23 protein-coding genes are annotated in these 26,012 nt (G+C 64.0%); 3 read left to right on the top strand and 20 right to left on the bottom strand.

The window, feature by feature from the left end; translation table 11 throughout:
- The first annotated feature begins 6 nt into the window (after positions 1-6).
- The gene (gene plsB / locus H4I92_RS01650) at positions 7-2,514 is read left to right on the top strand and encodes a glycerol-3-phosphate 1-O-acyltransferase PlsB (RefSeq protein WP_077528907.1); all 2,508 of its coding nucleotides are present in this window, start codon (positions 7-9) and stop codon (positions 2,512-2,514) included.
- A gap of 7 nt (positions 2,515-2,521) precedes the next feature.
- Here plsB and H4I92_RS01645 read toward each other — a convergent pair whose 3' ends face one another.
- The 6 genes from H4I92_RS01645 to ppc all read right to left on the bottom strand — a co-directional run bounded on the left by H4I92_RS01645 (position 2,522) and on the right by ppc (position 8,712).
- Positions 2,522-3,307, bottom strand: a complete 786-nt coding sequence (locus tag H4I92_RS01645; RefSeq protein ID WP_077528906.1) for a class I SAM-dependent methyltransferase — start codon at positions 3,305-3,307, stop codon at positions 2,522-2,524.
- Positions 3,307-3,624: a hypothetical protein gene (locus H4I92_RS01640; protein WP_077528905.1), complete on the bottom strand. Its 318-nt coding sequence runs from the start codon at positions 3,622-3,624 to the stop codon at positions 3,307-3,309. The genes H4I92_RS01645 and H4I92_RS01640 overlap by 1 nt, the downstream gene beginning before the upstream one ends.
- 71 nt (positions 3,625-3,695) lie before the next feature.
- Positions 3,696-4,394 carry a tRNA (adenosine(37)-N6)-threonylcarbamoyltransferase complex dimerization subunit type 1 TsaB gene (gene tsaB / locus H4I92_RS01635; RefSeq protein WP_218668103.1) on the bottom strand — a complete coding sequence of 233 codons (699 nt, stop codon included), beginning with the start codon at positions 4,392-4,394 and terminating at the stop codon, positions 3,696-3,698.
- On the bottom strand, positions 4,395-5,051 hold the full coding sequence (gene adk / locus H4I92_RS01630) for an adenylate kinase (RefSeq protein ID WP_077529082.1): 657 nt from the start codon (positions 5,049-5,051) through the stop codon (positions 4,395-4,397).
- 94 nt (positions 5,052-5,145) lie between these two features.
- On the bottom strand, positions 5,146-6,060 hold the full coding sequence (locus H4I92_RS01625) for an HDOD domain-containing protein (protein WP_077528904.1): 915 nt from the start codon (positions 6,058-6,060) through the stop codon (positions 5,146-5,148).
- A 15-nt stretch (positions 6,061-6,075) separates the two neighbouring features.
- Entirely contained in the window at positions 6,076-8,712 is a 2,637-nt protein-coding gene (ppc, locus tag H4I92_RS01620; RefSeq protein WP_077528903.1) for a phosphoenolpyruvate carboxylase, read from the bottom strand.
- A gap of 106 nt (positions 8,713-8,818) precedes the next feature.
- On the opposite strand from ppc, the gene H4I92_RS01615 reads away from it, so the two are divergent.
- Positions 8,819-9,031 (top strand): hypothetical protein, encoded by a 213-nt coding sequence (locus H4I92_RS01615; RefSeq protein WP_077528902.1) that lies wholly within the window; start codon positions 8,819-8,821, stop codon positions 9,029-9,031.
- A 15-nt stretch (positions 9,032-9,046) separates the two neighbouring features.
- Here H4I92_RS01615 and H4I92_RS01610 read toward each other — a convergent pair whose 3' ends face one another.
- From H4I92_RS01610 to cysM, 5 genes are all read right to left on the bottom strand, one after another.
- Positions 9,047-9,388, bottom strand: a complete 342-nt coding sequence (locus H4I92_RS01610; RefSeq protein ID WP_077528901.1) for a ribbon-helix-helix protein, CopG family — start codon at positions 9,386-9,388, stop codon at positions 9,047-9,049.
- A gap of 107 nt (positions 9,389-9,495) precedes the next feature.
- Positions 9,496-10,344, bottom strand: a complete 849-nt coding sequence (mazG, locus tag H4I92_RS01605; RefSeq protein ID WP_077528900.1) for a nucleoside triphosphate pyrophosphohydrolase — start codon at positions 10,342-10,344, stop codon at positions 9,496-9,498.
- Positions 10,345-10,357: 13 nt separating this feature from the next.
- A complete protein-coding gene (relA, locus tag H4I92_RS01600) occupies positions 10,358-12,598 on the bottom strand; it encodes a GTP diphosphokinase (protein WP_077528899.1) in 2,241 nt (746 codons plus the stop codon).
- The gene (gene rlmD, locus H4I92_RS01595) at positions 12,598-13,947 is read right to left on the bottom strand and encodes a 23S rRNA (uracil(1939)-C(5))-methyltransferase RlmD (RefSeq protein WP_077528898.1); all 1,350 of its coding nucleotides are present in this window, start codon (positions 13,945-13,947) and stop codon (positions 12,598-12,600) included. Before rlmD ends, relA begins: the two co-directional genes overlap by 1 nt.
- Positions 13,948-14,031: 84 nt before the next feature.
- Entirely contained in the window at positions 14,032-14,925 is an 894-nt protein-coding gene (gene cysM / locus H4I92_RS01590) for a cysteine synthase CysM (RefSeq protein ID WP_077528897.1), read from the bottom strand.
- A gap of 140 nt (positions 14,926-15,065) precedes the next feature.
- On the opposite strand from cysM, the gene H4I92_RS01585 reads away from it, so the two are divergent.
- The gene (locus H4I92_RS01585) at positions 15,066-17,903 is read left to right on the top strand and encodes a response regulator (protein ID WP_077528896.1); all 2,838 of its coding nucleotides are present in this window, start codon (positions 15,066-15,068) and stop codon (positions 17,901-17,903) included.
- Here H4I92_RS01585 and pdxJ read toward each other — a convergent pair.
- The 9 genes from pdxJ to H4I92_RS01540 form a co-directional block, all read right to left on the bottom strand.
- Positions 17,883-18,638 carry a pyridoxine 5'-phosphate synthase gene (gene pdxJ / locus H4I92_RS01580; protein WP_077528895.1) on the bottom strand — a complete coding sequence of 252 codons (756 nt, stop codon included), beginning with the start codon at positions 18,636-18,638 and terminating at the stop codon, positions 17,883-17,885. The genes H4I92_RS01585 and pdxJ overlap by 21 nt on opposite strands.
- Complete coding sequence (recO, locus tag H4I92_RS01575; RefSeq protein WP_077528894.1) at positions 18,635-19,354, bottom strand: DNA repair protein RecO; 720 nt, start codon at positions 19,352-19,354, stop codon at positions 18,635-18,637. Before recO ends, pdxJ begins: the two co-directional genes overlap by 4 nt.
- A gap of 3 nt (positions 19,355-19,357) precedes the next feature.
- Entirely contained in the window at positions 19,358-20,266 is a 909-nt protein-coding gene (gene era / locus H4I92_RS01570; protein ID WP_077528893.1) for a GTPase Era, read from the bottom strand.
- Entirely contained in the window at positions 20,256-20,957 is a 702-nt protein-coding gene (gene rnc, locus H4I92_RS01565) for a ribonuclease III (protein WP_077528892.1), read from the bottom strand. The genes era and rnc overlap by 11 nt, the downstream gene beginning before the upstream one ends.
- Complete coding sequence (locus tag H4I92_RS01560; RefSeq protein ID WP_077528891.1) at positions 20,954-21,337, bottom strand: DUF4845 domain-containing protein; 384 nt, start codon at positions 21,335-21,337, stop codon at positions 20,954-20,956. Before H4I92_RS01560 ends, rnc begins: the two co-directional genes overlap by 4 nt.
- Positions 21,338-21,352: 15 nt before the next feature.
- The gene (gene lepB / locus H4I92_RS01555; protein ID WP_218668119.1) at positions 21,353-22,147 is read right to left on the bottom strand and encodes a signal peptidase I; all 795 of its coding nucleotides are present in this window, start codon (positions 22,145-22,147) and stop codon (positions 21,353-21,355) included.
- Between the two features lie 15 nt (positions 22,148-22,162).
- Complete coding sequence (lepA, locus tag H4I92_RS01550; protein WP_077528889.1) at positions 22,163-23,965, bottom strand: translation elongation factor 4; 1,803 nt, start codon at positions 23,963-23,965, stop codon at positions 22,163-22,165.
- Between the two features lie 140 nt (positions 23,966-24,105).
- The gene (locus H4I92_RS01545; protein ID WP_245800827.1) at positions 24,106-25,518 is read right to left on the bottom strand and encodes a DegQ family serine endoprotease; all 1,413 of its coding nucleotides are present in this window, start codon (positions 25,516-25,518) and stop codon (positions 24,106-24,108) included.
- A gap of 97 nt (positions 25,519-25,615) precedes the next feature.
- The coding region (locus H4I92_RS01540; RefSeq protein WP_077528887.1) for a SoxR reducing system RseC family protein at positions 25,616-26,012 on the bottom strand (397 nt) is incomplete at its 5' end.

The raw sequence follows: 26,012 nt of genomic DNA, 5'->3' as shown, positions 1-26,012 counted from the left end.
GTAGGCATGGCGTTCCTGAAAGGCCCCGGAAATCTGATCCTGACCCTTCTGCGCAGACTCATGTACCTCTGGGTCCGCAGCCGTGTGCTGGGCGCCGACCGGGAACAGCTCGGCCTGGATCCTGAAAAGCCGGTCTGCTATGTGCTCCAGTACAGCTCCCTCTCGAGCCGACTGGTGCTGGAGGAAGAGCTCAAGCGCGCCAGCTTGCCCCGGGCCGAAAGACCTTTGCCACTGGGCCAGGGACTGAAACATTCCTTCTTCTTTCTCTACCGGCGCCGGGGCGGTCTCCGCCGGCTCCGCCAGACACCTGTGCCTACGGAACGCTTCGAGGCCCTGGTCACACAGGGATGCCGTACCGGCAACGACGTTCAGATTGTGCCCGTTTCCCTGTTCTGGGGCCGTTCGCCGGACAAGGAAAAGTCCCTGCTCAAGATCATGCTCTCGGACAGCTGGTCCGTTACCGGTCCGCTGCAGAAATTTTTCACCATCCTCATCCATGGCCGGAATCTCTTTGTCCAGTTTCACCGCCCACTGTCCCTCCAGGAAGCCGTCAGTGACGCGCGCAGCGAGTCCGTGGCCCAACGCAAGCTGGCGCGCATCCTGCGGGTGCACTTCCGGCGCGTCCGCCAGGCGGTGATCGGCCCCGACCTGTCCCACCGCCGCACACTGGTGAACTCACTGGTGCGCAGCCAGCCGGTAAAGGACGCCATCCGCGAGACCGCCGAACACGAGGACGTTCACCAGGCACGGGCAAAGGAGCGGGCCCTCAAGTACGCCCACGAGATCGCCTCGAACTTCTCCATGGTTACCATCCGATTTCTGGAAGTAGTCCTGGGCTGGCTCTGGAACCGGATCTACGATGGTATCCGGGTGAACAACATAGAAACCGCCCAGGAAGCGGCGCGGGACAACGCCGTGGTCTATGTGCCCTGCCACCGCTCGCACATCGACTACCTGCTGCTGTCGTTCGTTCTCTACAAGAACGGCCTCATGCCACCCCACATCGCGGCGGGGATCAACCTCAACATGCCCATCGTGGGCCCGCTTCTGCGCCGGGGCGGCGCCTTTTTCATGCGCCGCAGCTTCCGCGACAATCCGCTGTATTCGGCGGTATTCAATGAATACATGCACGTGATGTTCACCCGTGGCTTCTCGGTGGAATACTTCGTGGAAGGCGGGCGCAGCCGCACGGGTCGCACAATGCAGCCCCGCCCGGGCATGCTGTCGATGACCGTTCGCAGCTTCCTGCGTGACCCTCGCAAACCCATCGTGTTCGTGCCAGTCTACTTTGGCTACGAAAAGGTGCTGGAGGGTCGTTCCTACCTGGGCGAGCTCCAGGGGACCCAGAAGAAAAAGGAAGGACTCCTGGGCCTGATCGGATCAGTCCGTAACCTGCGGCGCTCTTTCGGGCAGGTCTCCGTCAACTTTGGTACCCCCATTGAACTGGCCAGCGTTCTGGATGAAAAGCAGCCGCAGTGGCGCGAGCAGGCGTACGACGAGGAATCCCGCCCTGACTGGCTGCCGGACGTGGTCAACACCCTGGCCCGGCGCACCGTGACGCACATCAACGAGGCGGCAGCCCTGAACCCGGTCAACCTGCTGGCCACCGTGATGCTGGCGACCGACCGCCTCGCCATGGACGAACAGCTGCTCGCCCGGCTGATGGAAGACCTCTGCAACCTTCTGCATAAGCAGCCCTACAGCGACCGCATGACCTTCCCCGAAGGCTCCGGCGAGGACTGGATCGCCTACAACGAGAAGATGGGACTGATCGTGCGCCGCAAGCAGAAGCTGGGCGACATCATCATGCTGGAAGGCCGCCACGCGGTGCTGATGACGTACTACCGCAACAACGTCCAGCACCTGTTCGCCATCCCGGCATTGCTGGCAAGCCTGTTCCAGAACAACAGCTCACTGCAGCGTGAGCGTCTGGTATTCCTGGCCCGCGCCATCTACCCCTACATCCAGTCCGAGCTCTTCCTGCGCTGGCCGACAGAGACCATCGACAGCGTGCTGGAGACCTGGATCGACCGGCTGGTGGAGGAAGGGCTGCTCATCAGTGAAGGCAGCCTGCTGCACCGGCCGGAGCCCGGAACGGCGGACGCGGTACGCCTGGGCGTGCTCTCCAACGGCATGATCCAGACCCTGCAGCGCTACTACCTGAGTATCGCCATACTGCAGCGCTTCGGGCCCAACACCCTGACACCGGAGGAACTGGAGGAGCAGTCCACACTGCTGGCCGAGCGGGTCTCCGTCCTGTTCGGGCTGAGCGCGCCGGAATTCTTCGACAAGACCCTGTTCCGCAACTTCATCGCCAACCTGCGGGCCAATGGCATACTGAGCACGGATGACGATGGCCGGCTGGCCTGGCGCTCGGGACTTGAGGAAGTGGCTGAAGAAGCCCGCCTGGTGCTGAGTTCGGAGCTGCGCCAGTCGATCCTCCAGGTAACGAATGTCAGCGTTCCCATGCCCGGCGTCAAAACCCCCGACGTTCCCGAAACGGGCCAGTCCTGACAGCTTGCTACGGAAGGGCCCGGCGGCTGTAGATGTCAAACCGGCTGCTGCGGCCCTCAACGGAGGTGGCGGGTTCGGGCCCTGGCAGGGGCTCGGCTCGGCGCGGTCGCTTAACCACCACGCGGTGGCGCGCGGCGGCCAGGCCCGTCTCCAGCAACGCGGCGGCATCCTCGTCATCACCGACCACACTCCGCGCCAGCTGCATTTCCTTGCGCACGGCCGCGCTGTTGCGTTTCTCCGGGAACATCGGGTCCAGGTAGACCACATCCACGGCCTCGGGATGCGCCGCGAGCCAGCGCGTGGCGTCACTGCGTTCCAGCTGCATGCGCGCGAGCCGACTGGAAAGCGCCGGTTCCTGTGCGGCCCGCTCCATCCCATCCGCAAGCAGCTCGGCGATGACCGGGGAGCGCTCGAACAGCATCAGCTCACAGTCGAAACCGGCCAGCACCAGCGCGTCCTCCCCCAGGCCGGCGGTTGCATCCAGGATCCGGAGTGGCCGTGAAGCCCGCGCGACGCCAATGGCCTTGACCAGCAGTTCGGCACCACCCTGGCGACGGCGATGACCGCTGCGCCCGTTGACCCAGTCCACCCGCACCGGCCCCGGTGCTTTCTTTCCGGTCGCCTGAAGACTGACGCCCTCACCGGAAACCAGAAGCAGCAACCCGGGGCTGGCCAGTTTCGTCGGTCTCTCCACCGGTTCGGGCAGGCAATCGAGCCCCAGCCTCTGCGCCACTTCGGCCGCAACCGGGAGCCATTCCTGTGCGGTGGCTGCCACCCTGAGTCCGGTTTCCATCAGATGCGGATATCCACGCCGACCAGCTCCACCTCCTCAGCCACAGCAGCACTGCCAATGCGGTCATAGGCGCTGAGCGCTTCCTGATTCCGGAGGGGGAGGCTGTCGGTATCCGGACTGCGGCGCGGGCGAACAACCTCCGGTTCAGCCGCGGCCTGGGCACGCCTGGTGCGTGCTTCACCGCCCTCCTGGCGGACCGCATTGCGGGGATCACTGACGGGCTCCGCACGGGGTGCTTCCCGCCCGGGGCCGTCGGGCCGCCTTGCCGGATCCGGTGCAACCGGCAGCGGCGTGTTTCCGGAGATGCCACCGACCATTGGATCAATGCCCGTCAGAATCAAAAAAAGGAGAACCGGATACCAGTATAGTCACTGACCGCCCACCCTGCTCAGGCGCTGGTCTGCCAGGCCACGTCGTCCCGCAGGTAAACCGGCTGAACAGCCTCTGCCCCAACCCATTCCCCCTGATGAAACAATGTCTCAGCCAGGCGGGCAATCGCATCAGCCTCAGGCATGACATCGGGCATGACCGCCGCCACGCGCGCAAGCACGGTTTCCGGAATCGCATCCCGCAGAAGCCAGCCGTCACCGACGCCCAGGTAGCCCCCGGTATCCCCGGGCAGTGCCACGGCCGCGGGTGAAACCAGGGAATCCGCCAGCAGCGGATCCACCGCCGCCTCCGGTGTCACTCGATAGAGCCCCCAATAGAGTTCCCCCATACGCGCATCGCGGGCCACGGCGACATCCGCTGGCACCTCCAGCTGCCCATGCACCGCATGGGCCATGGCCCGGAGAGACGACACCGGTACAACCGGCAGCTGCAGCCCGAAGGCCAGCCCTTGCACCAGCCCGGCGGTCACCCGCAAGCCGGTGAACGAGCCCGGGCCGGCGCCGAAAGCCAATGCATCAAGATCCCCCAGGCGCAGCCCGGCCTGAGCCAGAAGCCCATTGATCATGGGTTCCAGCCGGCGGGTGTGGGACCGGGCCTCGTCGCTGTAATCGGTGAGCACGCTGCCCCCGTCAAGGAGGGCAACGGAACCCCGGCCAGCACTGGTATCGACAGCGAGCAGCCGGGTCATGGCGGGCATTCAGCCTTTCAGGGTGGAAATGATCCGGTCACGGATGGATTCGGTGGAACCAACACCCTCGATCCGGACATAATGGGGAGCGTTACCCGGGTTCTTTGCTTCCAGCTCCTGGTAGAACTTCACCAGCGGTTCGGTCTCTTCGCGATAGACCTGGAGGCGCTTGCGTACCGTCTCTTCCTTGTCGTCCTCACGCTGGATCAGGGGCTCGCCGGTCTCGTCGTCCTTGCCGTCCTCTTTCGGCGGCATGTGTTTCAAATGGTAGACGCGACCGCTGGGCTCATGGATACGGCGACCGGAGAGACGCTCAACAATCTCTTCATCGTCTACAGAGATCTCAACCACGTAGTCAATCTTGATGCCCTGCTCCTGGAGTGATTCCGCCTGGGGAATCGTCCGGGGTACTCCATCCAGCAGATAGCCATTCTTACAGTCATCCTCAGCAATGCGTTCCTTGAGCATGCCGATGATCAGGTCATCGGATACCAGCTGACCCGCGTTCATCACCTCTTCCGCTTTCTTGCCAAGCTCTGTTCCAGCCTTCACCTGGGCACGGAGCATGTCGCCCGTGGAGATCTGGGGAATACCGAAAGCTTCGGTGAGGTACGCAGCCTGGGTTCCTTTTCCGGCTCCCGGCGGGCCGAGCAGAATAATACGCATACTGATTGCTCCCATTGGCTTGCAGCCCCCTGAACAGGGACAGGCACATTAAAAATCGAAGGCTCATTATACGTGGCAGACCGTATCTAGCAAATCAGGCGGCAAGGCCGCGGGCAAGCTCCTCGATTTCAGCGCTGACCTCGTCGATGGTGGCCACCAGCGGCTCCAGGTCCGGCTCATCCAGCCCCAGGGCGCGGGCTGCAACAACCGGATCCGTCCGGCTCTGTTCATCGCCGATACCACGTTCCTTCAGCAGTTCGTTGGCGAGCTGGACGCAGTACACATAGGATTCGTGCTGCCCCTGATAGTCCGGCGTCTCGTGCATGCCGGCGACCGTCACCACAGGTGCGGGCATCTCCCAAAGATGCAGCAGCAGCCCGCCGGCACTGGCATGGCCCACCCGCAGCGGCGTTCCCTCCTCCTGCCCGCTGCCGTGGAACACCCGGGCCTCCAGCTCCGCCAATGGCACGTCGGGCTCGGCCTCGCGGGCCTCACGGAGCTGGCGGAAACCCTCCGGGAACAGGTGCCCGATCAGCAGCAGACCCAGGTTGTGCAGGAGCCCGCACAGATAGGCCAGTTCCGGGTCGGGACGACTCGCAGCCTTCCGCGGAATGCTGCGGGCGATGGACAGGGACAGGCGGGCACAGTGCAGCGAATGGTGCCAGAAGGCCTCCAGCCCCAGAGGACCAGAGCGCGGCAACTCAAAACTGCGCGAGGCCGCGATGCCCACGGCCAGGTGGGTAACGCGGTCAAAACCCAGAACCCGGGTCACCGCCTCCTGGACACTGTGCAGCTCCCCCCGGTAATTGAAGAGTGCGGAGCGGGCGTAACGCAGAACCTGAGCGGCCAGGCTGGGGTCACGCTCAATCACCCCCGCCAGGTCGGCAGCGGTGGTTTGAGGTGCGGCCGTCATCTGCATGACCCGCAGCGCAATGGCCGGCATGGGCGGCAGCCGATAGAGCTGCTGGACCCTTGCCGCCAGTGCGTCCATATCCGGCTGTTCCGTCATCCGTTCTCCCCTGCCTCAGCCGGTATTGCGCATACCGGCCGCAATCCCGGCCATGGTCACCTTCATGGCCTTCTCAACGTTTTCCGGAACCCGCCCTTCTGCATCCCGGTCGCGCTGCAGCAGTTCCGCCTGCAGATAATGGAGCGGATCCGTATAGGTGTTGCGGACCCTCATGGAATGGGCGAAGTCCGGCTGCTGCGTCAGCAGTTCCTCCTGCCCCTTGAGCCGGTTCACGGAGTCGACGCACCCACGCAGACGCTCACGCAGCGTCTCACCCAGAGGGCGGAGGTCCGGTTCCACAAGCTTCTGTTCATAATAGCTGACAATCCGCAGATCCGCCTTGGCAAGAACCATTTCCAGCATGTCGATATGGGTGCGGAAGAAGGGCCAGTCCCGGGTCATCTCGTTCAGGATGGCTTCCTGCCCGTTTTCCAGCGCCTGGCCCAGGGCCGCATCACTGCCCAGCCAGGCCGGCAGCATCAGGCGCATCTGGGTCCAGGCGAAGATCCAGGGGATCGCCCGGAGACTCTCCACGCCTCCTGTGGGCCTGCGTCGGGCCGGCCTGCTGCCCAGCGCGAGCTTACCCAGCTCCTGCTCCGGGGTGGCCTGCCGGAAGTAGGTGACGAATTCATCCGTCTCGCGCACCAGCCCGCGATAGGAGCGCACCGCCTCCCCGCTCAGCGAGTGCATCATCTCGCGCCACTCCGGTTTCGGTTCCGGCGCCGGCGCCACCGTGGCCTCCAGCACCGCACTGGTGTAGAGGTTGAAGCTTCGCTGGGCCACGCGCGGGAGACCGAACTTGAAGCGGATCATCTCGCCCTGCTCGGTCACCCTCAGGCTGCCGTTCACCGAGCCCGGCGGCTGGGAAAGGATGGCCCTGTTGGCAGGGCCACCGCCACGGCCCACGGTCCCGCCACGGCCGTGGAACAGCGTCAGGTGCACCCCGTAATCCGAGGCCACCTGGGTCAGCGCTTCCTGGGCCTGGTACTGGGCCCAGGCCGCCATCATCTGGCCGGCATCCTTGGCCGAATCCGAGTAGCCGATCATGACCTCCTGGGCGCCACCGGTGTACTCGCGGTACCAGTCCAGTTCCAGAAGCGCCCTCAGTGCCTCCGGGGCATGGTCCAGGTCCGCCAGGGTTTCGAACAGCGGCACGATGCGCATGGGGTGATCCATGCCCGCTTCCCGCAGCAGCAGGATCACCGCGAGCACATCCGAGGGCTGGGCCGCCATGGAGATCACATAGGAGCCCAGGGCCTCGGGTGGATGCTCGGCGATCACACGGCAGGTATCCAGGACCTCCCGTGTTTCGTCCGAGGGCGCCCAGTTGCGCGGCACCAGCGGGCGGCGGCTTTCCAGCTCCCGGATCAGGAACTGCTGGCGTGCGGTCTCGTCCCACTGCGTGTAATCCCCCAGCCCCAGCCACTCGACGATCTCGCCTATGGCGGAGGCGTGCCGGGAGGCTTCCTGGCGCACGTCCAGTCGGATCAGCTCCAGCCCGAAGCAGTGGGCGCGCCGCAGCGTGTCCAGCAGAGGGCCGCGCGCCACCGACTCCATGCCGCAGGCCACCAGGGAGTCGTAGCACAGCTGCAGTGGTTCGATCAGCTCGCCGGAGTCCAGCATCACCTCCGGTGACGGGTCGGTACTTCCTCTTACCGCCTCTTCCGCCCAGTCCCGGGTCGCTCTCAGGCGATCCCGGAGTTCCGAGAGCAGCGCCCTGTAGGGCTCGCGATGGCCCCCGACCCTTTCCTGCAGTTCCGGGGAGGCCTCCCACATGGAAAGCTCCGCCCGCAAATCCTGTAGATCGCGCAGGAACAGGTCCGCCGCCATCCAGCGGCTGAGCAGAAGCACCTCGCGGGTCACGGCGGCGGTGACGTTGGGGTTGCCGTCCCGGTCGCCGCCCATCCAGGAGGCGATCCGGATGGGACTGGCTTCGATGGGCAGACCTTCCCCTGTCTGTTCCATCAGGGCTCCGTCCAGCTCCCGCAGGAAGTCGGGCAGTGCCTGCCAGAGACTGTTCTCGACCACGGCGAAGCCCCAGCGGGCCTCGTCCACCGCGGTGGGCCGCTCATAACGGATCTCGTCGGTATTCCAGGCCTGGGTGATGAGCTGGCGCAGGCGCCCCACCTCACCCTCACGCTCTTCCGGCAGGAGGTCCTCACTGTCCAGGCGCTGGAGGCAGGCGGACATCTCGTCGTATTTCATGATCAGTGTCCGGCGCGCGACCTCCGTGGGGTGGGCCGTCAGCACGAACTCCATGCGCATGTCCCGCACGCATTCGTGCAGCCGGGACGGCTCCACACCCTGCTCCGCCAGGCGTGCCAGTGTCCCATGCACCGATTCATCCGGCCCCTCTTCCCGGGGCTCACGCCGGCGCCGGATACCGTGGTACTGCTCGGCCAGGTTGGTCAGGTTCAGGAACTGGTTGAAGGCCCGTGTCACGGGCACCAGCTGGTCGTCGGTCAGGCTTGCCAGAAGTTCGGCGAGGCGCTGCCCAGAGCCGCTTTCCTGCAGGCGGTCATCCTTGGCGGCTTGGCGCACCGCTTCCACCCGCTCATACCATTCCGGGCCGGGTTTTTCGCGGATGCAATCCCCGAGGATTTCACCAAGAAGACGGATGTTTTCCCTGAGGGCGGGATGCAGTTCGGTCATTGAAAAGGGTCCCTTTCGCTGCGGGCAATGCCGGTGGCTCCGTGCTAGGATGAAACCGGTTGAACCCCCTTAGTATGACCCAACACGACCGGAGCGACGCAATACCATGAAAATCGCGGATCTGCCGAAACAGTGGGAAGCCGGTGAACGTAAGCCAGACGACGGCAAGCACGAGTACGAGGTGAACGTCACACTGGAGGATGCCGCACGGCTGCGCGCGCTGGCGGAACTGTATCCGGACTATTCGGAAGAGGAACTGCTGCGGGATCTGCTCAATGCGGCCCTCTCCGATCTTCCGGAGCCGGGCCGCCAGAAGTAGGCGGCGGGTACAGCCTCACGCCACGCGTGAGGCGTCGCCCTTGAGCTGCTGCATGTACTTGCGGGAGAGGTTGAGGAAGCGCGGGGTCATACCGGCATCCTCGTAGATCTCGAACCCGTCCTCGTCGCGGGCAACGACACGGCTTCCCTCACGGTAGGGGAAGCAGACCTCAAGATCGGTCAGGGCGGCGCTGATCAGATCACGCAGCAGGGCTTCGCGGGACTTGAGCGGATACTGCCGGGCCAGGGCCTCAAGCCGCTTTTCGCCTTCCTCCGGGAGCCGTACTGTTACCTGCTCATCGGCCAGTCGGCCGCGGGCATGCTGCTCCCAGTGATTGACGAGTTGTCCAAGCCGCATAGTGCCTCCCGTTGATGCCGCCTCTTTGACAATACTGTAGTCCATTCGGGCGCGGGAGGAGAGGGGTTATCGGTAATGGATTGTACGTACGCTGAGCAGAACGGGCCTCAGTTTTCCGCGTCCGAGGCCTTTTTGGCCCGTTGCCAGGCGGCCTCCAGGGCATCGATGTCCCGGCCTTTCAGCCCTTCCCCGGCATCGTCCAGCTGCTCCTCCATACGCCGGAAGCGGCGCTCGAACTTGAGGTTGGCACGGCGTAGGGCCTGCTCGGCATCCACGCCCAGGAAGCGGCTGAGATTCACGGCCACGAACAGCAGGTCACCCAGTTCATCCTCCACCGCGTCCCTGTCCTGCCGGCCGGATTGTTCCTGCCAGGCAGCCTTGAGCTCCTCCGCCTCCTCATGGAGCTTGTCGAAGACCATGCCAGTCCCGGGCCAGTCGAAACCGACCCTTGAGGCACGCTTCTGCAGCTTGGCCGCCCGCTGGAAGGCGGGAAGGCCGGGTGTCACATCATCCAGGGCGCTTGCCGGCGTTTCCGGCGCTCCCTGCTCACGCTTTTCCTCCGCCTTGATGCGGTCCCAGCTCACGCGCACATCCGCTTCGGTCATGCCATCGGCATCACCGGGATGGCTGTCCAGGGTGCCATCCGGAAAGATATGCGGATGGCGGCGGATCATTTTGCGGGTCACCTGATCCACCAGGTCACTGAATCCGAAACGCCCCTCCTCACGGGCCAGCTGGGCGTAGAACACCACCTGGAACAGGAGATCACCCAGCTCATCCGGCAGGTGGTCAAAATCCCCGCGCTCAATGGCATCCGCCACCTCGTAGGTCTCCTCGATGGTGTGCGGCACAATGCTGCGGAAATCCTGTTCCAGATCCCAGGGGCAGCCCTGCTGCGGGTCCCGGAGGCGGGCCATCAGCGCCAGCAGATCATCCATCGAATAGGTTCGGCTCATTGGGTCACTCCAATCAGGCTTCACGGTGCCGGTGCACATCCATGACGTTGGGCAACTGACGGATGGATGCCAGCAGGTGCGAGAGCTGGTCGATATCGCCGATCTCCACCGTCAGCGTCATGCTCGCCATGTGGCTGTCGCTGTGGGACTGCGTCTGCATGGACAGTACATTGAGCTTGCGGTTGGCCAGTACCGAGGTGATGTCATTCAGCAGCCCCGCACGGTCATAGGCCTCAATGTCGACGGTTACCGGGTAACGTGCCTCGGGTTCCGGCCCCCAGTCCACCTCAATGATGCGGCTGGCCTCCTGTTCACGCAGCTGCAGCAGGTTCATGCAGTCGTCCCGGTGGACGGTCACACCACGACCAATAGTGACATAGCCGACAATGGGATCCCCGGGAACCGGACTGCAGCACTGCGCAATGCTGGTCTTGAGGTTGCCCACGCCCTGGATGTGAATGTCCGGGTCCTTCCTGGCCTTGTCACTGCGACCGCGCGCAAACCGGAAATCCAACTGGCGATCGGCCGGCTCCAGGATACGCTGGGCGGCCTTGACCGCCTGGGCCGGCTTGAGATCCCCAGCCCCGATGGCCGCATACATGTCGCTGGCCGAGCTGTAGTTGACCTTCCTGGCCAGGGCATCGAGATCGAGATCCCGTAGCGAGAGACGGCCCAGCTCGTCCCCCAGGACCGCCTTCCCGTCGGCGATGTTCTGTTCCCGGTCCTGCATCTTGAACCAGTGGGTCACCTTGGCGCGGGCCCGCGAGGTCTGGATGTAGCCCAGCCCGGGATTGAGCCAGTCACGGCTGGGTGCGGCCTCGCTGCCGCGCAGTATGTTCACCTGGTCCCCGGTCCGCAGGGTATGGGTCAGTGGCACGATACGGCCGTTGACCTTCGCGCCACGGCACGCGTGCCCCACCTCGGTATGGATCTTGTAGGCGAAGTCCAGTGGCGTCGCACCACGGGGCATATCCACCACGTGACCCTCGGGAGTGAAGACATAGATGCGGTCACCGCCCACATCGCTGCGCAGCTGCTCCACCAGGCCCTGAGCATCCCCCAGTTCCTCCTGCCACTCGATCACCTGGCGCAACCAGTTGATTTTGGCTTCATAGGCGGCCTCGGAACCGCCGTTGTCCGTACCCTTGTAGCGCCAGTGCGCACACACGCCCAGTTCCGCGTCCTCATGCATCTCATGGGTGCGGATCTGCACCTCCATGGTCTTGCCCTCGGGGCCCACCACGGCCGTGTGCAGGGACTGATAGCCGTTCTCCTTAGGGTTGGCGATGTAATCATCGAATTCATGGGGAATATGGCGCCAGAGCCCGTGCACCACCCCGATGGCGGCGTAGCAGTCCCGCACTTCCGGCACCAGCACACGCAGGGCCCGGATGTCGTAGACTTCCGAGAAGTCAATACCCTTGCGCCGCATCTTCCGCCAGATGCTGTAAATGTGCTTGGCGCGCCCCACTACTTCCGCCTGGATCCCAGCGTCACCCAGAGCCTCCCCGAGGATCCCCGCCACGCGCCGGACATGGGCGTCCCGGTCAACGCGTTTCTCGTCCAGGAGCTTGGCGATCTTCTTGTAGGCGGACTCGTGCAGATAGCGGAAGGACAGGTCCTCCAGCTCCCACTTGATGTGGCCAATGCCCAACCGGTGGGCCAGGGGCGCATAGATGTCGAACACCTCGCGGGCCACGCGCAGGCGTTTTTCCGGCGGAGCGTCCTTCACCGCGCGGATGGCACAGGTGCGCTCGGCCAGCTTGATCAGAGCGACGCGCACGTCGTCCACCATGGTCACCAGCATGCGGCGGACATTGTCCTGTTGCCCCTGTGCCTGCCCCAGTACATTGCCCTTGAGGGGTCGGTGAAGGGTGGATATGGCAGCCATCTGGAGCACGCCATCAATCAGCTGTGCGATAGCATCGCCGAACTCGGCGCGCACCGCCTCCTGCGTCATGCGCTCCTCGCGCACCGCCCGGTACAGAACCGCCGCGACCAGGGTTTCCTGGTCCAGGCGCAGCTCGGTCAGGATCTGGGCCATCTCGAGCCCGGTCAGGAAACTGCTGGCCCCCGGCGCCCAGAGCCGGTCCTCGCGCACGGCCTTGCGGTCTATGGCAAGACTGCGCCGGCAGGCGCGGATCAGTGTCTCGCGGTCCTCCAGCCTATGCTGGGCATCAATATGATCGACCCAGGCACCGATATCCACGCCGCCATCCGCCGTGCTGGCGTAGTTTTCACGGACCTTCACCATCAGTGCGACTCCCGCTCGAAAAGGGCCATGGACTCCACATGGGCGGTATGTGGAAACATATCCATAATCCCGGCCCGCACCAGCCGATAGCCATTGGCCACGAGAATGCCGGCATCCCGGGCCAGTGTCGCCGGGTTGCATGAAACATAGACGATGCGCTCCACACCGGCACCGGCGAGATGACGCACCACGTCTTCCGCACCGGAGCGCGGCGGGTCAATCAACACTCGGTCAAAGCCTTCCGCGGCCCAGGGCTCCGCCGTGAAATCCTGCTGCAGATCCGTGGCCCGGAAGCTGACGTTACCCAGACCGTTGCGCTCGGCGTTCTCGCGACCACGCTGCACCAGCGCCTCCTCACCCTCGACACCGACCACATCACCGGCCTGGCGCGCCAGCGGCAGCGAAAAGTTGCCCAGGCCGCAGAACAGATCCAGCACCCTGTGATGGGGCTCGGGCGCCAGCCAGGCCAGCGCCTGGCTGATCATGCGCTGGTTGATGGCCGCGTTGACCTGGGTGAAGTCCATGGGATGGAAGCCCAGCGTCAGATCCCATTCCGGAAGCTGGTAGAACAGCCGGTCAGGCCCATTCCCCGGTTGCGGCCAGAGTCGGTGCACGGTATCCGGGCCCTTGGGCTGGAGATAGATCTGCAGGTCATGGGTCTGGCCGAATTCACAAAGCGTGGCTTCGTCCTCCGCCGTCAGCGGATCCAGGTGCCGCAGCACCAGCGCCGCCTCCTCATCGCCGCAGGCCACCTCAATCTGGGCCAGCCGATTGTAGACGGAAAGTCCGGCAATCAGTTCCTTCAGGGCCTCGATGCGCTGGCCAACACGGGGATCGAGCACCGCGCAGTCATTGATGGCGGTGATGAAGCTGCTGCCCTTCTCACGGAAGCCGACCAGCACCTCCTCACGCTTGGTCACATAGCGCACGCCCAGGCGTGCCTTGCGGCGATACCCGAGGGTTTCGCCGGTGAGCGGTTCAGCCCACTGCTCCGGTTCGATGCCCCCGAAGTGGGCAAACTGTTCGGCAAGCGTGTCCGCCTTGAGCCGGACCTGTGCCGCGGGCGCCAGATGCTGCAGGCTGCAGCCGCCACACAGATCCGCATGGGGGCACGGTGACGTTACCCGGTCGGGCGCGGGATTGGCCTCCACCTCCAGCGTGCGCAGTGCGTCGAAACGCCGGCGGCGATCCAGGAAACGGGCCCGCACCTGCTCCCCCGGCAGTGCCCCGGCCACGAACGCCGCCTTGCCCTCAATGCGGCCAACGCCACGGCCATCATGGCTGAGGCTGTCAATCTCGATGCTCACCGGTTCTGCGGGAATGCGCGGACCTCGCCGGCGTCGGCTCATGCTGGGCTACCTTGTTGGTAATGGAATGCTGGCTGGCCACCTCGGGGCCGCCCCACTTCATGGGACGACCCGTGGCCCGGCGGCTTACTGGCTGGAAAACACACCGGTGGACAGATAGCGGTCGCCCCGATCGCAGATAATGGCGACGATGGTGGCGTTTTCAACCTCCTGGGAGAGACGGAGTGCACCGGCGACGCAGCCCCCGGAGGATACACCGCAGAAGATCCCCTCCTTCGCGGCCAGGGCCCGCATAGTGTCCTCGGCCTCCTGCTGGTCCATCTCCAGGATGCGGTCGACCGCGCTTTCGTTGAAGATACCTGGCAGGTACTCCGGCGGCCAGCGGCGGATACCGGGGATGGCGGCGCCCTCCCCCGGCTGCAGCCCAATGATCTCAACATCCGGGCTCTGCTCCCGGAAATACCGGGAACAGCCCATGATGGTACCCGTGGTCCCCATGGAAGAGATGAAATGGGTAACGCCACCGCCGGTATCCCGCCAGATCTCGGGCGCCGTGCCCTTGTAGTGCGACAACGGATTGTCGGGGTTGGCGAACTGGTCCAGGATCAGGCCCTGTCCCTCAGCCGCCATCTGCTGCGCCGTATCCCGCGCGCCCTCCATGCCGGCCTCACGCGAGACGCTGATGATCTCGGCGCCGTAGGCGCGCATGGAAGCACGGCGTTCCTCACTGGCATTCTCCGGCATGATCAGGATCATGCGATAGCCCTTGATGGCCGCGGCCATCGCCAGGGCGATGCCGGTATTGCCGCTGGTGGCCTCGATCAGGGTATCCCCCGGTCTGATGTCACCCCGCTTTTCCGCCTCGCTGATCATGCTGAGCGCGGGCCTGTCCTTGACCGACCCCGCCGGGTTGTTGCCCTCGAGCTTCACCAGGATGGTATTGCTGGTATTGCCCGGCAGGCGCTGAAGCCGCACCAACGGCGTATTACCCACATAATCCTCGATGGTTGCATAGGCCATGGCGGCGGAGACTCCTCAGGCTTGTGACACCGGCAGCGCGTGCCAGCACACGCTTGTGTTAGATTGGCGCCCATGATACGCCGAACCGGAGCCGTGCCCAACCACTCCGGAGCCATCCACAGGACGAAGCAGGATCACTGATGCGCCGCTGGGGCGTCCAGAAAAAGGTCTTCTTTCTGTCGCTGATCCCCACGATGGTGCTGATCGTGATCGTAGGGGTGTACTTCACCCACAGCTGGGTCAGCAATCTGTCGCGCATGCTCGAGGAACGGGGCATGTCGCTCAGCCGTCAGCTGGCCTCCGCCTCTGAGTACGGTGCCTTTACCGGCAATCGTAACCTCCTGTTCGGCATCGCCAGTTCCATGCTGGAAGAGGACGATGTCCGCGCTATCACCATCTATGACAGCGATGGACGGAAGCTGGTACAGACCGGCCGCCGGGAGCGGCTGCAGGGCCGGGAGCCACTCCAGAACGTAACCAGCCCGACAGTCCACACCGGTGAGGACGCTTCGCTGTTCACTGCCCCCATCTACCCCCAGGACCTCATGATTGACGGCCTCCTGGACATGGACCGACGCCGTAACGACGACTCCGGGGGCGAGCAACCCCTGGGATGGGCAAGCGTTGAACTTTCCCATGCCACCACCCGCAAGGAGCAGTATGAAGCCCTGCTGGTAAGCCTGCTTCTGGTCGGGGGCGGCCTCTTCCTGAACACCCTGATCGCCATCCACCTGAGCCGCTCGGTCACCGACCCCATCCATGAGCTCACCCGTGCCATCAACCGTCTGCGCGAGGGCAATCTCGACACCCGGGTGGAGATGACGGCAGGACCGGAGCTGGAGGAATTGGCTTCCGGGCTCAATGCCATGGCCGGCAGCCTGCAGCAGGCCCGGGACGAGATGCAGCAGAACGTGGATCAGGCCACCGAGGATCTGCGCGAGACCCTGGAAACCATCGAGGTCCAGAATATCGAACTCGATCTGGCGCGCAAGCAGGCGCTTGAGGCAAGCCGCATCAAGTCGGAATTCCTGGCCAACATGAGCCATGAGATCCGGACCCCGCTCAACGGCATCATCGGCTTCACGGATCTGCTGCTGAAAGCCCCCGCCTCGGCCCAGCAGCGGGACCACCTCAACACCATCCGCAAGTCCTCCGAGATCCTGCTCACCATCATCAACGACATCCTGGACTTCTCCAAGATCGAAGCAGGCAAGCTGGTCCTGGACAGAACCCCCTTCCACCTGCGCGAGACCGTGGAGGAAGTCCTGATCATGCTGGCACCCGCGGCCCACGAGAAGAACCTGGACCTGGCGCCCCTGATCTATACCGATGTTCCCGATGCCTTCATGGGTGACCCGCTGCGCATCAAGCAGGTACTGACCAACCTGGTGAATAACGCCATAAAGTTCACCCAGCACGGCGAGGTCGTGGTGCGGGTGATGCTCGATGAGAATGATCCGGAGGACGAACGCATCCGGATCAGCGTCACGGACACCGGTGTGGGCCTCTCCGACTCCCAGCAGGAAAGCATCTTCAACGCCTTCAACCAAGCGGATGCTTCCACCGCACGCCAGTACGGCGGCACCGGCCTGGGCCTGGTCATCTCACGCCGGCTGGTGGAGGAAATGGGCGGGGAAATCGGCGTCGACAGCGAACTGGGCAGAGGCTCCAGCTTCTGGTTCAGCCTGCCCCTGGAGACCTCCGGCGCAGCGGAGACGGCTTCGGAAATCCCGCTCAGCGGCGAGTTGGTCCTCTATCTGGAATACCAGGAAACATCCGGGCTGGCCATCACCAATCTCCTGCGGGAGTCCGGGGTGGATGTAACTCACGCACACGACCCTCAGGAAGTGATCACACAGGTCCAGTCCGCCCAGGCCAGCGGCCAGGGCTTTGCTCTGGTGATTCTGGGCGTGGCCCGCCACCTGCTGCACTCGAACCAGCACCGGGAACTGATCCGGACCCTGGAATACGAGTGCGACTGTCGGGTACTGCTGTTGACCCCCACGCTCAATGAGGATACCGGCCCACTGGTGACCATGGCCTCGGCCCACATGACCAAGCCGGTGCGCCGCACTTTTTTCCAGCCGCGCCTCAGGCAACTGATCCAGGGGACGGATGATTCCTCGGAACAGCCAAGGGCGCCGGCGCTGCTGCCCACAGCCCACCAGGAGACAAATGCCCGCGTTCTGGCAGTGGATGACAATGAGGCCAATCTCAAACTGGTCACAACGTTATTGCGGGAGTTCAATCTCCATGTGGAGGATGTTAGCAGCGGCTATGAGGCCCTGCAGCGGCTCCAGCAGGAAACCTTCGACCTGGTGCTGATGGATGTCCAGATGCCCGGCATGGACGGCACCGACGCCACCACCCGCATACGCCAGCTCAGCAACGCCAACAGCCATGTGCCGGTCATTGCCCTCACGGCCCACGCCCTGTCGGAAGAGCGCGAGCATCTACTGGCCTCCGGTTTCGACGGCTATCTGACCAAGCCCATCAACCCGTCCCTGATCGCCCAAACGCTCCAGCGCCATCTGGGGCTGAAAGTGCAGCCCCCGCAGGAGCGGGAAGCTCATCCCCACGAGCCCGAAGCGATCAGGCCCTCATCACGGGGCCGCCAGCACCCGGTGGTCGACCCCAACGCCTGCCTGCGGCTGGCCAATGGTAAGCCTGACCTGGCGGAGGAGATGCTGAGCATGCTGCTGGACCATGTCGAAGAGGACCGCAACGCTGTTGAAACACTCCACAATCAGGGGGATCGGGCCACCCTGCTAGAACGGGTCCACCGTCTGCACGGCGCCACCCACTATACGGGAGTTCCGGAGCTGGGCGACTGTGCCGCAGACCTGGAAACCCGCCTCAAGCAGGATGCCGAGGGCATCGAACCGGCACTGGAACGCCTGCTCGCGGCCATGGACCGATTGCTGCGCTGGTGTGAGCAGACGCACTGGCACCAGCTGCTACACAGCGCCGACACCTGAGGCCTGATCAATCAGCGCCCGCATGTCCCGGACAGCTTCCTTCATGCCGACCATCAGCGCCCGTGCCATGATGGCATGACCGATGTTGAGCTCATGGATGCCCTCAAGCGCCGCAATGGCAGCCGTATTGTGGTAGTGCAGGCCATGGCCGCCGTTGACGGTCAGCCCCAGTCCCCGGGCAAGGTCCACGCACTCACGCAGCCGACCCAGCTCCCGCTCCATCACCGCCGGCGTCTCCGCCAGCGCGTATTCCCCGGTGTGCAGCTCAATGGCCGGCGCGCCACAGTCCGCCGCCGCCCGGATCTGGTCGGGATCGGCATCAATGAACAGCGAGACTTCCGTCCCCATCGACGCCATGCGCTCACAGGCCGCCTTTACCCGCCCGGGCTGGCCGGCCACATCCAGCCCGCCCTCGGTGGTCAACTCCTCGCGCTTCTCCGGCACAAAGCAGCAGTGCTCGGGGCGGATGGTTTCGGCAAAGGCCAGCATGGCATCGGTAACGGCCATCTCCAGGTTCATCCGGGTGTTCAGGGTCTCGCTCAGGATCCGCACATCCCGGTCCTGGATATGACGGCGATCCTCCCGGGGATGCAACGTGATGCCATCGGCTCCGGCCTCCTCGGCAAGCAGTGCGGCCTGGACCGGATCCGGGTAACGCGTCCCCCGGGCCTCCCGGAGCGTTGCCACGTGATCCACGTTGACGCCGAGCAGCACCCGGTGCGGCTGATGATTCATTCTGACCTCCCCTGACGCACGAAAAGACGGCGGCTGTGCAGCGGCCGCCCCTGTAGCAGATGATCCACAAGGCTGCGCATAAGCCGTTTGGCCAGCCTGAGTACCGCCTGATTATCCAGTTCATCCGCAGCCAGCGCCAGCAGGTGCTCACCCGGAATGCCACCGACAGGCCCGGGGGCCTCCGCCAGAACGCCCTGCGCCGGATGGAATGCATAGTAACGCTCGGGCTGTACGGGCTCACCCGTATCTCCCGCCCTGTCCCAGCTGATGCCGTAACCCAGTTCCCCCGCGAGCCGGTACTCGAACCGCCGCAGCGTGGGCTCCAGCGCCGCACTGCCAGCCGCCAGCCGTTCGAGGGTATCCAGATAGGCGCTGAACAGATCCGGGGCCGGATCCGCCTCGGTCAGCAGCCGCAACAGCAATTCATTCAGGTAGAAGCCGCAATAGAGGCGGTCACCGGCCAGTGCCAGCGCAGGTGCCGTGGCCTCGGCGTGACCCAGCGTCTTGAGCGACTGGCGACCGGACCAGGAGATCCTGAGCGGCCGGAAGGGCTGGAGCTCCGCCTGCCACTGGCTCCGGGGCCGGGCGGCGCCGCGTGCCACAGCACTGAAGTGGCCATGGTGAAGGGTGAATAGGTCCACGATCAGGCTGGTTTCACCATAGGGGCGGCGATGCAGCACAAAGGCCGGATCCAGCTGCTGGCCGCGGTCGCTCACGGCTCAGCGCCCCTGGTCCCCATACCCCAGGGAGCGCAGGGCGCGCTCATCATCGGCCCAGCCCTTGCGTACCTTGACCCAGAGGCGGAGCATCACTTTCGAACCGAACAGGCTCTCCATATCCAGCCGCGACTCCTGGCCGATCTGGCGCAGACGGCTGCCCTTGTCACCGATGACGATCTTCTTCTGGCCCTGGCGCTCAACCAGGATGAGCCCATTGATGTGCAGCGTGTTGCCTTCCTGTTCGAAGGTCTCGATCTCCACCGCCATGGTGTAGGGCAGCTCGGCCCCGAGCTGGCGGGTGATCTTCTCGCGGATCATCTCTGCAGCCAGGAAGCGCGAGCTCCGGTTGGTCAGGTCATCGTCACCGAAGTGATGCGGCCCTTCCGGCAGATGGCTGCGAATGGCGCCTTCCAGGCGATCCAGGTTGCGCGAGCGTAACGCCGAAACCGGCACGATCTCGGTGAACGGGTACTGCTGGCTGAGCCATTCGATGTGCGGCAGCAGCTGGTCCGTATCCGACATCTGGTCGACCTTATTGATCACCGCCAGAACCGGGCACTGGAGATGGGAGAAGCGCTCCAGCACATTGGCGTCGCCCTCATTCCACAGATCACGGTCAACCACGAACACCACCACGTCCACGTCCCGCAGGGCGGTGGTGGCTTCCCGGTTCATGTAGCGGTTGAGGGCCCTGGGTTCCTCGATGTGCAGACCCGGGGTATCCACGAACACCATCTGGTCCTGCTCCACCGTGTGGATCCCCAGCAGCTGGTAGCGGGTTGTCTGGGGCTTGCGCGAGGTGATGCTGAGCTTCTGGCCCAGCATGTGATTCATCAGGGTGGACTTGCCCACATTGGGCCGCCCCAGGATGCCGACAAAACCACTGCGGGTGACCGCTTCATCCGTCATTGCCGGCGGCCTCCTGATCGAGCTGCTCCAGCGCCAGCCGTGCCGCGTCCTGTTCCGCGGCACGCCGGCTCCCGCCCTGGCCGCGGGTCGCCGCTGGCAGTATGGGTACGGTGCAGTTCACGTAGAACGTCTGCTGGTGTGCCTCACCGCGCACCGTCTCCACCTCGTAGTTGGGCAGCGCCTCGCGCCGGGACTGGAGGAACTCCTGCAAACGCGTCTTGGGATCCTTCTGGGTGTCCTGCAGGCTCAGCCGGTCAAGCCGGGGCCCGAACCAGGCCAGAAGGCGCTCCCTGGCATGCTCCAGCCCCGAATCCAGATAGATGCCGCCAACGATCGATTCCACGGCATCGGCCAGGATCGACTCCCGCCGGAAACCACCGCTCTTGAGCTCCCCGGAGCCCAGGCGCAGGCAGTCGCCCAGCTCGAACTCCAGTGCGATCTCCGCCAGCGTCGCCCCGCGCACCAGTCGGGCCCGCAGGCGGCTGAGCTGGCCTTCCCGGGCTTCCGGGAAGCGATGAAACAGGTACTGGGCCATGACCATGTTGAGGATGGAATCCCCCAGGAACTCAAGCCGTTCGTTGTTATTGCCACCGTAGCTGCGGTGGGTCAGCGCCAGCCGGAGGTGTTCCACATCACTGAAGTGGTACCCCAGTCGTTTCTGGAGCTGGTCGAGGCGTTCCTGCTCGGTCACGGCATCCTCAGTTCATGCTGGTGGTCGAATTGGATCACGGTGTCAATATTGCCCATGAACGGAGAGCGGACTTCATAGGAGAACTCCAGAAGCAGGCGCTCGCCATCACGTTCCATGGCGATGTCATCCACTTCCACGCCGTCAATGTTCTCCATCTGGATACGTTTGCGGAGCAGCTCCCGCACATCCCCCACTGTTTCCGCCTCGCGGTAGGGCCGGGAATCCTCCAGGGAGCCGATGATGCTGCTGAGCGTGAAATCCTCGACGTATACCGGCACCACCCGCACGACCACGGTCAGCACAAAAACGCCGATCGCGATGAACAGCATGATCGCCAGCATCGAGAAGCCCTGCTGCTGCCTGGCTGTCTTAGGTTCCATATCGGATCTCCGCTACTACTGGATCCAGCCCACGCGCTGGAAGCTGGGCAGGCTCGTGAGAGACTCCCAGTGCATCCAGATCGCGAACGCCTTACCCACCACATGATGGTCGGGCACCATGCCCCAGTACCGACTGTCCCGGCTATTGTCGCGGTTGTCACCCATCACGAAATAGTGGCCCTCCGGAACCGTCCACTCGCCCTCGGCATCCGGATCCGTCTGCCGCTGGGCATAAAAGGTACTGAACCCATCGTCCCCCAGTTTTTCCCGGTGCAGATCCTGGTTTCCCAGGCTCGCCACAAACGCAGACGGCACCGGCTCTCCATTAACGTAGAGCTGCTTGCCCTCATAGGCAATCCGGTCGCCCGGCACCCCGACCACACGCTTGATGTAATTGACCGAGGGCTCCACCGGGTAGCGGAATACCATGATGTCGCCCCTTTCGGGGTTGCCAAAGTCCACGATCTCCCAGTGCGCCACCGGCAGCCTCAGCCCATAGGTGAACTTGTTCACCAGGATGAAATCTCCCACCTCCAGCGTGGGCAGCATGGAGCCGGACGGAATCTGGAAGGGCTCCACGAGGAAGGAACGCAGCACCAGAACCACCAGCAGGATGGGGAAGAAGGAACGACTGACCTCGGCGAGCCAGGGCTGGTCCGGATCATCGCTGTCCGCCGCGTCCTCGGCGCTTTTGCGGGCACCACTCTGGGCATAGCGCTCCTGCCGGCGCGGCCGGAAGAACCGGCCATCAATCAGCCAGATGAGGCCAGTGACGGCGGTGAGTACCACCAGCAGCAGCGGGAAATTAATGTTCATGGACACTCCCTAGTCATCGTCCACCCTGAGCACGGCCAGGAAGGCCTCCTGAGGCACCTCTACGTTCCCGACCTGCTTCATGCGCTTCTTGCCTTCCTTCTGCTTCTGCAGCAGCTTCTTCTTGCGGCTGACGTCGCCGCCATAGCACTTGGCCGTGACGTTCTTGCGCAGCGCCTTGACCGTCTGGCGCGCCACCACGTGATTGCCGATGGCCGCCTGGATGGCGATGTCGAACATCTGGCGGGGAATCAGTTCCTTCATCTTCTCGGCAAAGGCCCTGCCCCTGCTGTGGGCCTGATCCCGATGCACCACGATGGCCAGGGAATCCACCCGGTCACCGTTGATGAGAATGTCCAGCCGCGCCAGGTTGGCCGCCTGGAAACGCTGGAACTGGTAATCCAGTGAGGCATAGCCGCGTGTGGCACTTTTGAGGCGGTCAAAGAAGTCCAGAACCACCTCGCTCATGGGCAGCTCGTACACCACCTGAACCTGGGTAGCCAGAAAGTTCATGTTGGTCTGCTGGCCACGGCGCTCCTCACACAGGGCGATCACGTTGCCCAGGAATTCCTGGGGAACGAGGATGTTGGCCTCGCAGATGGGCTCGCGGATCTCCTCGATCTCGGCCGGGTCCGGCAGGCGCGAGGGATTCTCGATGTACTCCACGCTGCCATCCACCATCACCACCTCATAGACCACCGTGGGCGCGGTGGTGATAAGGTTGATGCCGTACTCGCGCTCCACCCGCTCCTGGATGATCTCCATGTGGAGCATGCCCAGGAAACCACAACGGAAGCCGAAGCCAAGCGCGTCCGAACTCTCCGGTTCGAAGAACAGCGAGGCGTCGTTGAGGGTCAGTTTCTCGAGCGCGTCCCGGAAAGCGTTGTAGTCCTCGGAAGAGACCGGGAAGATGCCTGCGTACACCTGAGGCTTGACGTTCTGGAAGCCTTCGAGCTGGGGGACGTCCGGTGTGCTGGCGTGGGTCATGGTATCGCCCACGGGTGCACCCTTGATGTCCTTGATGCCGGACACAACAAAACCCACCTCCCCGGCCTTGAGCTCGGGGATGGTGGTGGGCTTCGGGTTGAAATAGCCCACCTTGTCCACAACGTGGGTCTTGCCGGTGGACTTGACCAGAATCTTCTCGCCCTTGCGCACACTGCCGTGCATGACCCGCACCAGCGAGACCACGCCCTGGTAGTTGTCGAACCAGGAGTCGATGATAAGCGCCTGAAGGGCGTCATCCACCTCGCCCTGGGGCGATGGAATCCGCTTTATCAGCGCCTCCAGCACATCCTCGACCCCGGTGCCGTTCTTGGCACTGCAGGGCACCGCGTCGCTGGCATCAATCCCGATCACGTCCTCGATCTCGGACATGACCTTCTCGGGGTCTGCCTGCGGCAGGTCGATCTTGTTCAGGACCGGGATGACCTCCAGGTTCTGATCCATCGCGGTGTAGCAGTTGGCGACCGACTGGGCCTCCACGCCCTGGCCGGCATCCACCACCAGCAGCGCGCCCTCGCAGGCCTTCAGCGACCGCGAGACCTCATACGAGAAGTCCACGTGACCCGGGGTGTCGATGAAGTTGAGCTCGTAGACATTGCCATCCTTCGCCTTGTACTTGAGCGTCACGCTCTGGGCCTTGATGGTGATCCCGCGTTCACGCTCCAGGTCCATGGAATCCAGGACCTGCTCGTTCATTTCCCGGTCGGTCAGTCCTTCGCAGACCTGGATGAAACGGTCCGCCAGTGTGGACTTGCCGTGGTCGATGTGGGCAATGATCGAAAAGTTGCGTATGTGGCTGAGATCGCTCACTGAAACTCCAGAATCCGGTTTCCGGCGACTGCCATTGCGGCAGCGGCCATGACCGGGCGGATTTTACCGGACACGGGAGGGAAAGGCTATGGCCGGCCCGGGGTGGAATCCCCCGGAGCCGGCCGGCATTGTGGCGTGGGTTACTCGGGCAGTCGCAGAGCCACGATCCGCGGATTTCCCTGCCGGACCAGAGTGACGGCGACCGGCTTGCCGGCTGGCAGCGCGGAGACCGCCTCACGGAACTCATCAACGCCGGTCACGCCCTGGTTGCCGATCTTGCGGATCACATCGTTACGCCGGATGCCGGCCTGGCGCGCCGGGCCCCGCCCGACTTCCGTGACCAGTACACCGCCGTCAAGATCCCACTGGCGTGCCAGCTGTTCAGGCAGCGGCTCAACCCTCAGCCCGAGAGGATTACCCGTATCCGGCTCCGCGGACTGCTGCTGGGCCTGCTGACCGTCTTCCGGCAGCTCACCCACAGTGAAGGTCACCGTGATCCGTTCACCGCCCCGCATCACGGTCAGTTCGGCCTCGCTGCCAACATCCGCCTGTCCGACCTTGGGTGGCAGATCCGAGGAGCGGGTGATTTCCTCGCCATTGAACTCGAGAATCACGTCCCCCTGCTGCAGGCCGGCTTCCGCGGCCGGTGAATCCGGCACCACATCCGCCACCAGGGCACCATGGGGGCGCTCAAGCCCGAAGGTCTCGGCCAGGTCCCGGTTCACCTCCTGGATCATCACGCCCAGCCAGCCGCGGGTCACACTGCCCTCCTCACGCAGCTGGTCAAACACATCCATGGCCACATCCATGGGAATCGCGAAAGAAACCCCCATGAAACCACCGGAACGGGTATAGATCTGGGAATTCACCCCAATGACCTCACCGTCCATGTTGAACAGGGGCCCTCCGGAATTGCCGGGATTGATGGCCACATCGGTCTGGATGAAGGGGATGTAGTTGTCACGTGGCAGCGAACGCCCCTTGGCACTGACAATCCCCGAGGTCACGGTGTAATCGAAGCCAAAAGGCGAACCAATGGCGAAGACCCATTCGCCCACCGACAGATCCGAGGAGCTGCCGATTTTCGCCGTGGGCAGGCCTTCAGCATCCACCTTCAGTACCGCGATGTCGGAACGGGCATCGGCACCCACCACTTCCGCTTCCATCTCGCGGCGATCGTTCATGCGTACGATGATCTCGTCCGCGTTCTCAACCACATGGTTGTTGGTGAGGATATAACCGTCGGAAGAGACAATGAAACCGGACCCCATGGACTGGTGCTCACGCTGGCGGTCCGGCATCTGCCCCCGGAAACGGTCCTTGAAGAATTCCTGGAAGAACTCGGGCAGCTGTTCCATCTGACCGCCAAACGGCGTTGCGCCCCGGGAGCTCGTGGACGTGGTACTGATATTGACCACAACGTCCGCATTATCCTCGACCAGCCCGGTGAAATCCGGCAGCTGGCTCCCACTCTGCTGTGCGGGTACACAGGCGCTCATCAGCAGAAATGCAAGGGCAAACAGCGGTGTGACTCGATGCGGCATCCTCGTCATTGGGGTCTCCCATCCGGTTTGAATAATCAGGGGTCGACGCACCGCGAAGACCCGCTTCTAATACTCCGTTATGATATTGAGTTGGGCGCCGGGGTTTTCAAGTGAACTGTACTTCACAAACGGGTAAGCGCCTCACCAAAACCGGCTCGAAGCGCCCTGCCAAACGGGCATCACGCAGCCGGTAGCGAGCCAGCAGCAGCCCAGCGGCGAGACCGCCGATCCCGGCAACGGTCGTCACCCCGTCACCGCCTCCGACCAGGCCCTCCGCGAGTAAAGCCCCCAGAACCAGCCCCAGAAGTGGCACCAGATAGACCAGCCCCGCGCCTGCCACCAGTGCCGAAGGCGCCATCCGCAACAGCACCCAGTCCCCCGGCGCCACTCGTTCGCCCCCGGGAACGGTGACCCAGAACTCACCGGGGGCGGGCCCACTGCGCATCGCGCCAAGCAAACCCTGCCCGCAGCCCTCGCCGGCCGCGCAACGCGGGCAGCCAGCC

It is taken from the genome of Vreelandella halophila (assembly GCF_019903425.1).
Lineage (GTDB): Bacteria > Pseudomonadota > Gammaproteobacteria > Pseudomonadales > Oleiphilaceae > Halospina > Halospina halophila.
The sequence above is the reverse complement of the archived record's forward strand: the minus strand, read 5'-3'. Positions and strand labels throughout refer to the sequence as shown.

What these genes read in the sequence shown, in the direction of transcription:
- pdxJ (WP_077528895.1), bottom strand. Translation starts at nt 18,638, where the DNA reads ATGAATCATCAGCCGCACCGGGTGCTGCTCGGCGTCAACGTGGATCAC.
- relA (WP_077528899.1), bottom strand. Translation starts at nt 12,598, where the DNA reads ATGGTGAAGGTCCGTGAAAACTACGCCAGCACGGCGGATGGCGGCGTG.
- rlmD (WP_077528898.1), bottom strand. Translation starts at nt 13,947, where the DNA reads ATGAGCCGACGCCGGCGAGGTCCGCGCATTCCCGCAGAACCGGTGAGC.
- H4I92_RS01585 (WP_077528896.1), top strand. Translation starts at nt 15,066, where the DNA reads ATGCGCCGCTGGGGCGTCCAGAAAAAGGTCTTCTTTCTGTCGCTGATC.
- ppc (WP_077528903.1), bottom strand. Translation starts at nt 8,712, where the DNA reads ATGACCGAACTGCATCCCGCCCTCAGGGAAAACATCCGTCTTCTTGGT.
- H4I92_RS01625 (WP_077528904.1), bottom strand. Translation starts at nt 6,060, where the DNA reads ATGACGGAACAGCCGGATATGGACGCACTGGCGGCAAGGGTCCAGCAG.
- plsB (WP_077528907.1), top strand. Translation starts at nt 7, where the DNA reads ATGGCGTTCCTGAAAGGCCCCGGAAATCTGATCCTGACCCTTCTGCGC.
- tsaB (WP_218668103.1), bottom strand. Translation starts at nt 4,394, where the DNA reads ATGCCCGCCATGACCCGGCTGCTCGCTGTCGATACCAGTGCTGGCCGG.
- adk (WP_077529082.1), bottom strand. Translation starts at nt 5,051, where the DNA reads ATGCGTATTATTCTGCTCGGCCCGCCGGGAGCCGGAAAAGGAACCCAG.
- H4I92_RS01610 (WP_077528901.1), bottom strand. Translation starts at nt 9,388, where the DNA reads ATGCGGCTTGGACAACTCGTCAATCACTGGGAGCAGCATGCCCGCGGC.
- H4I92_RS01615 (WP_077528902.1), top strand. Translation starts at nt 8,819, where the DNA reads ATGAAAATCGCGGATCTGCCGAAACAGTGGGAAGCCGGTGAACGTAAG.
- H4I92_RS01545 (WP_245800827.1), bottom strand. Translation starts at nt 25,518, where the DNA reads ATGACGAGGATGCCGCATCGAGTCACACCGCTGTTTGCCCTTGCATTT.
- cysM (WP_077528897.1), bottom strand. Translation starts at nt 14,925, where the DNA reads ATGGCCTATGCAACCATCGAGGATTATGTGGGTAATACGCCGTTGGTG.
- era (WP_077528893.1), bottom strand. Translation starts at nt 20,266, where the DNA reads ATGACGGATGAAGCGGTCACCCGCAGTGGTTTTGTCGGCATCCTGGGG.
- H4I92_RS01640 (WP_077528905.1), bottom strand. Translation starts at nt 3,624, where the DNA reads ATGGTCGGTGGCATCTCCGGAAACACGCCGCTGCCGGTTGCACCGGAT.
- mazG (WP_077528900.1), bottom strand. Translation starts at nt 10,344, where the DNA reads ATGAGCCGAACCTATTCGATGGATGATCTGCTGGCGCTGATGGCCCGC.
- H4I92_RS01560 (WP_077528891.1), bottom strand. Translation starts at nt 21,337, where the DNA reads ATGGAACCTAAGACAGCCAGGCAGCAGCAGGGCTTCTCGATGCTGGCG.
- H4I92_RS01645 (WP_077528906.1), bottom strand. Translation starts at nt 3,307, where the DNA reads ATGGAAACCGGACTCAGGGTGGCAGCCACCGCACAGGAATGGCTCCCG.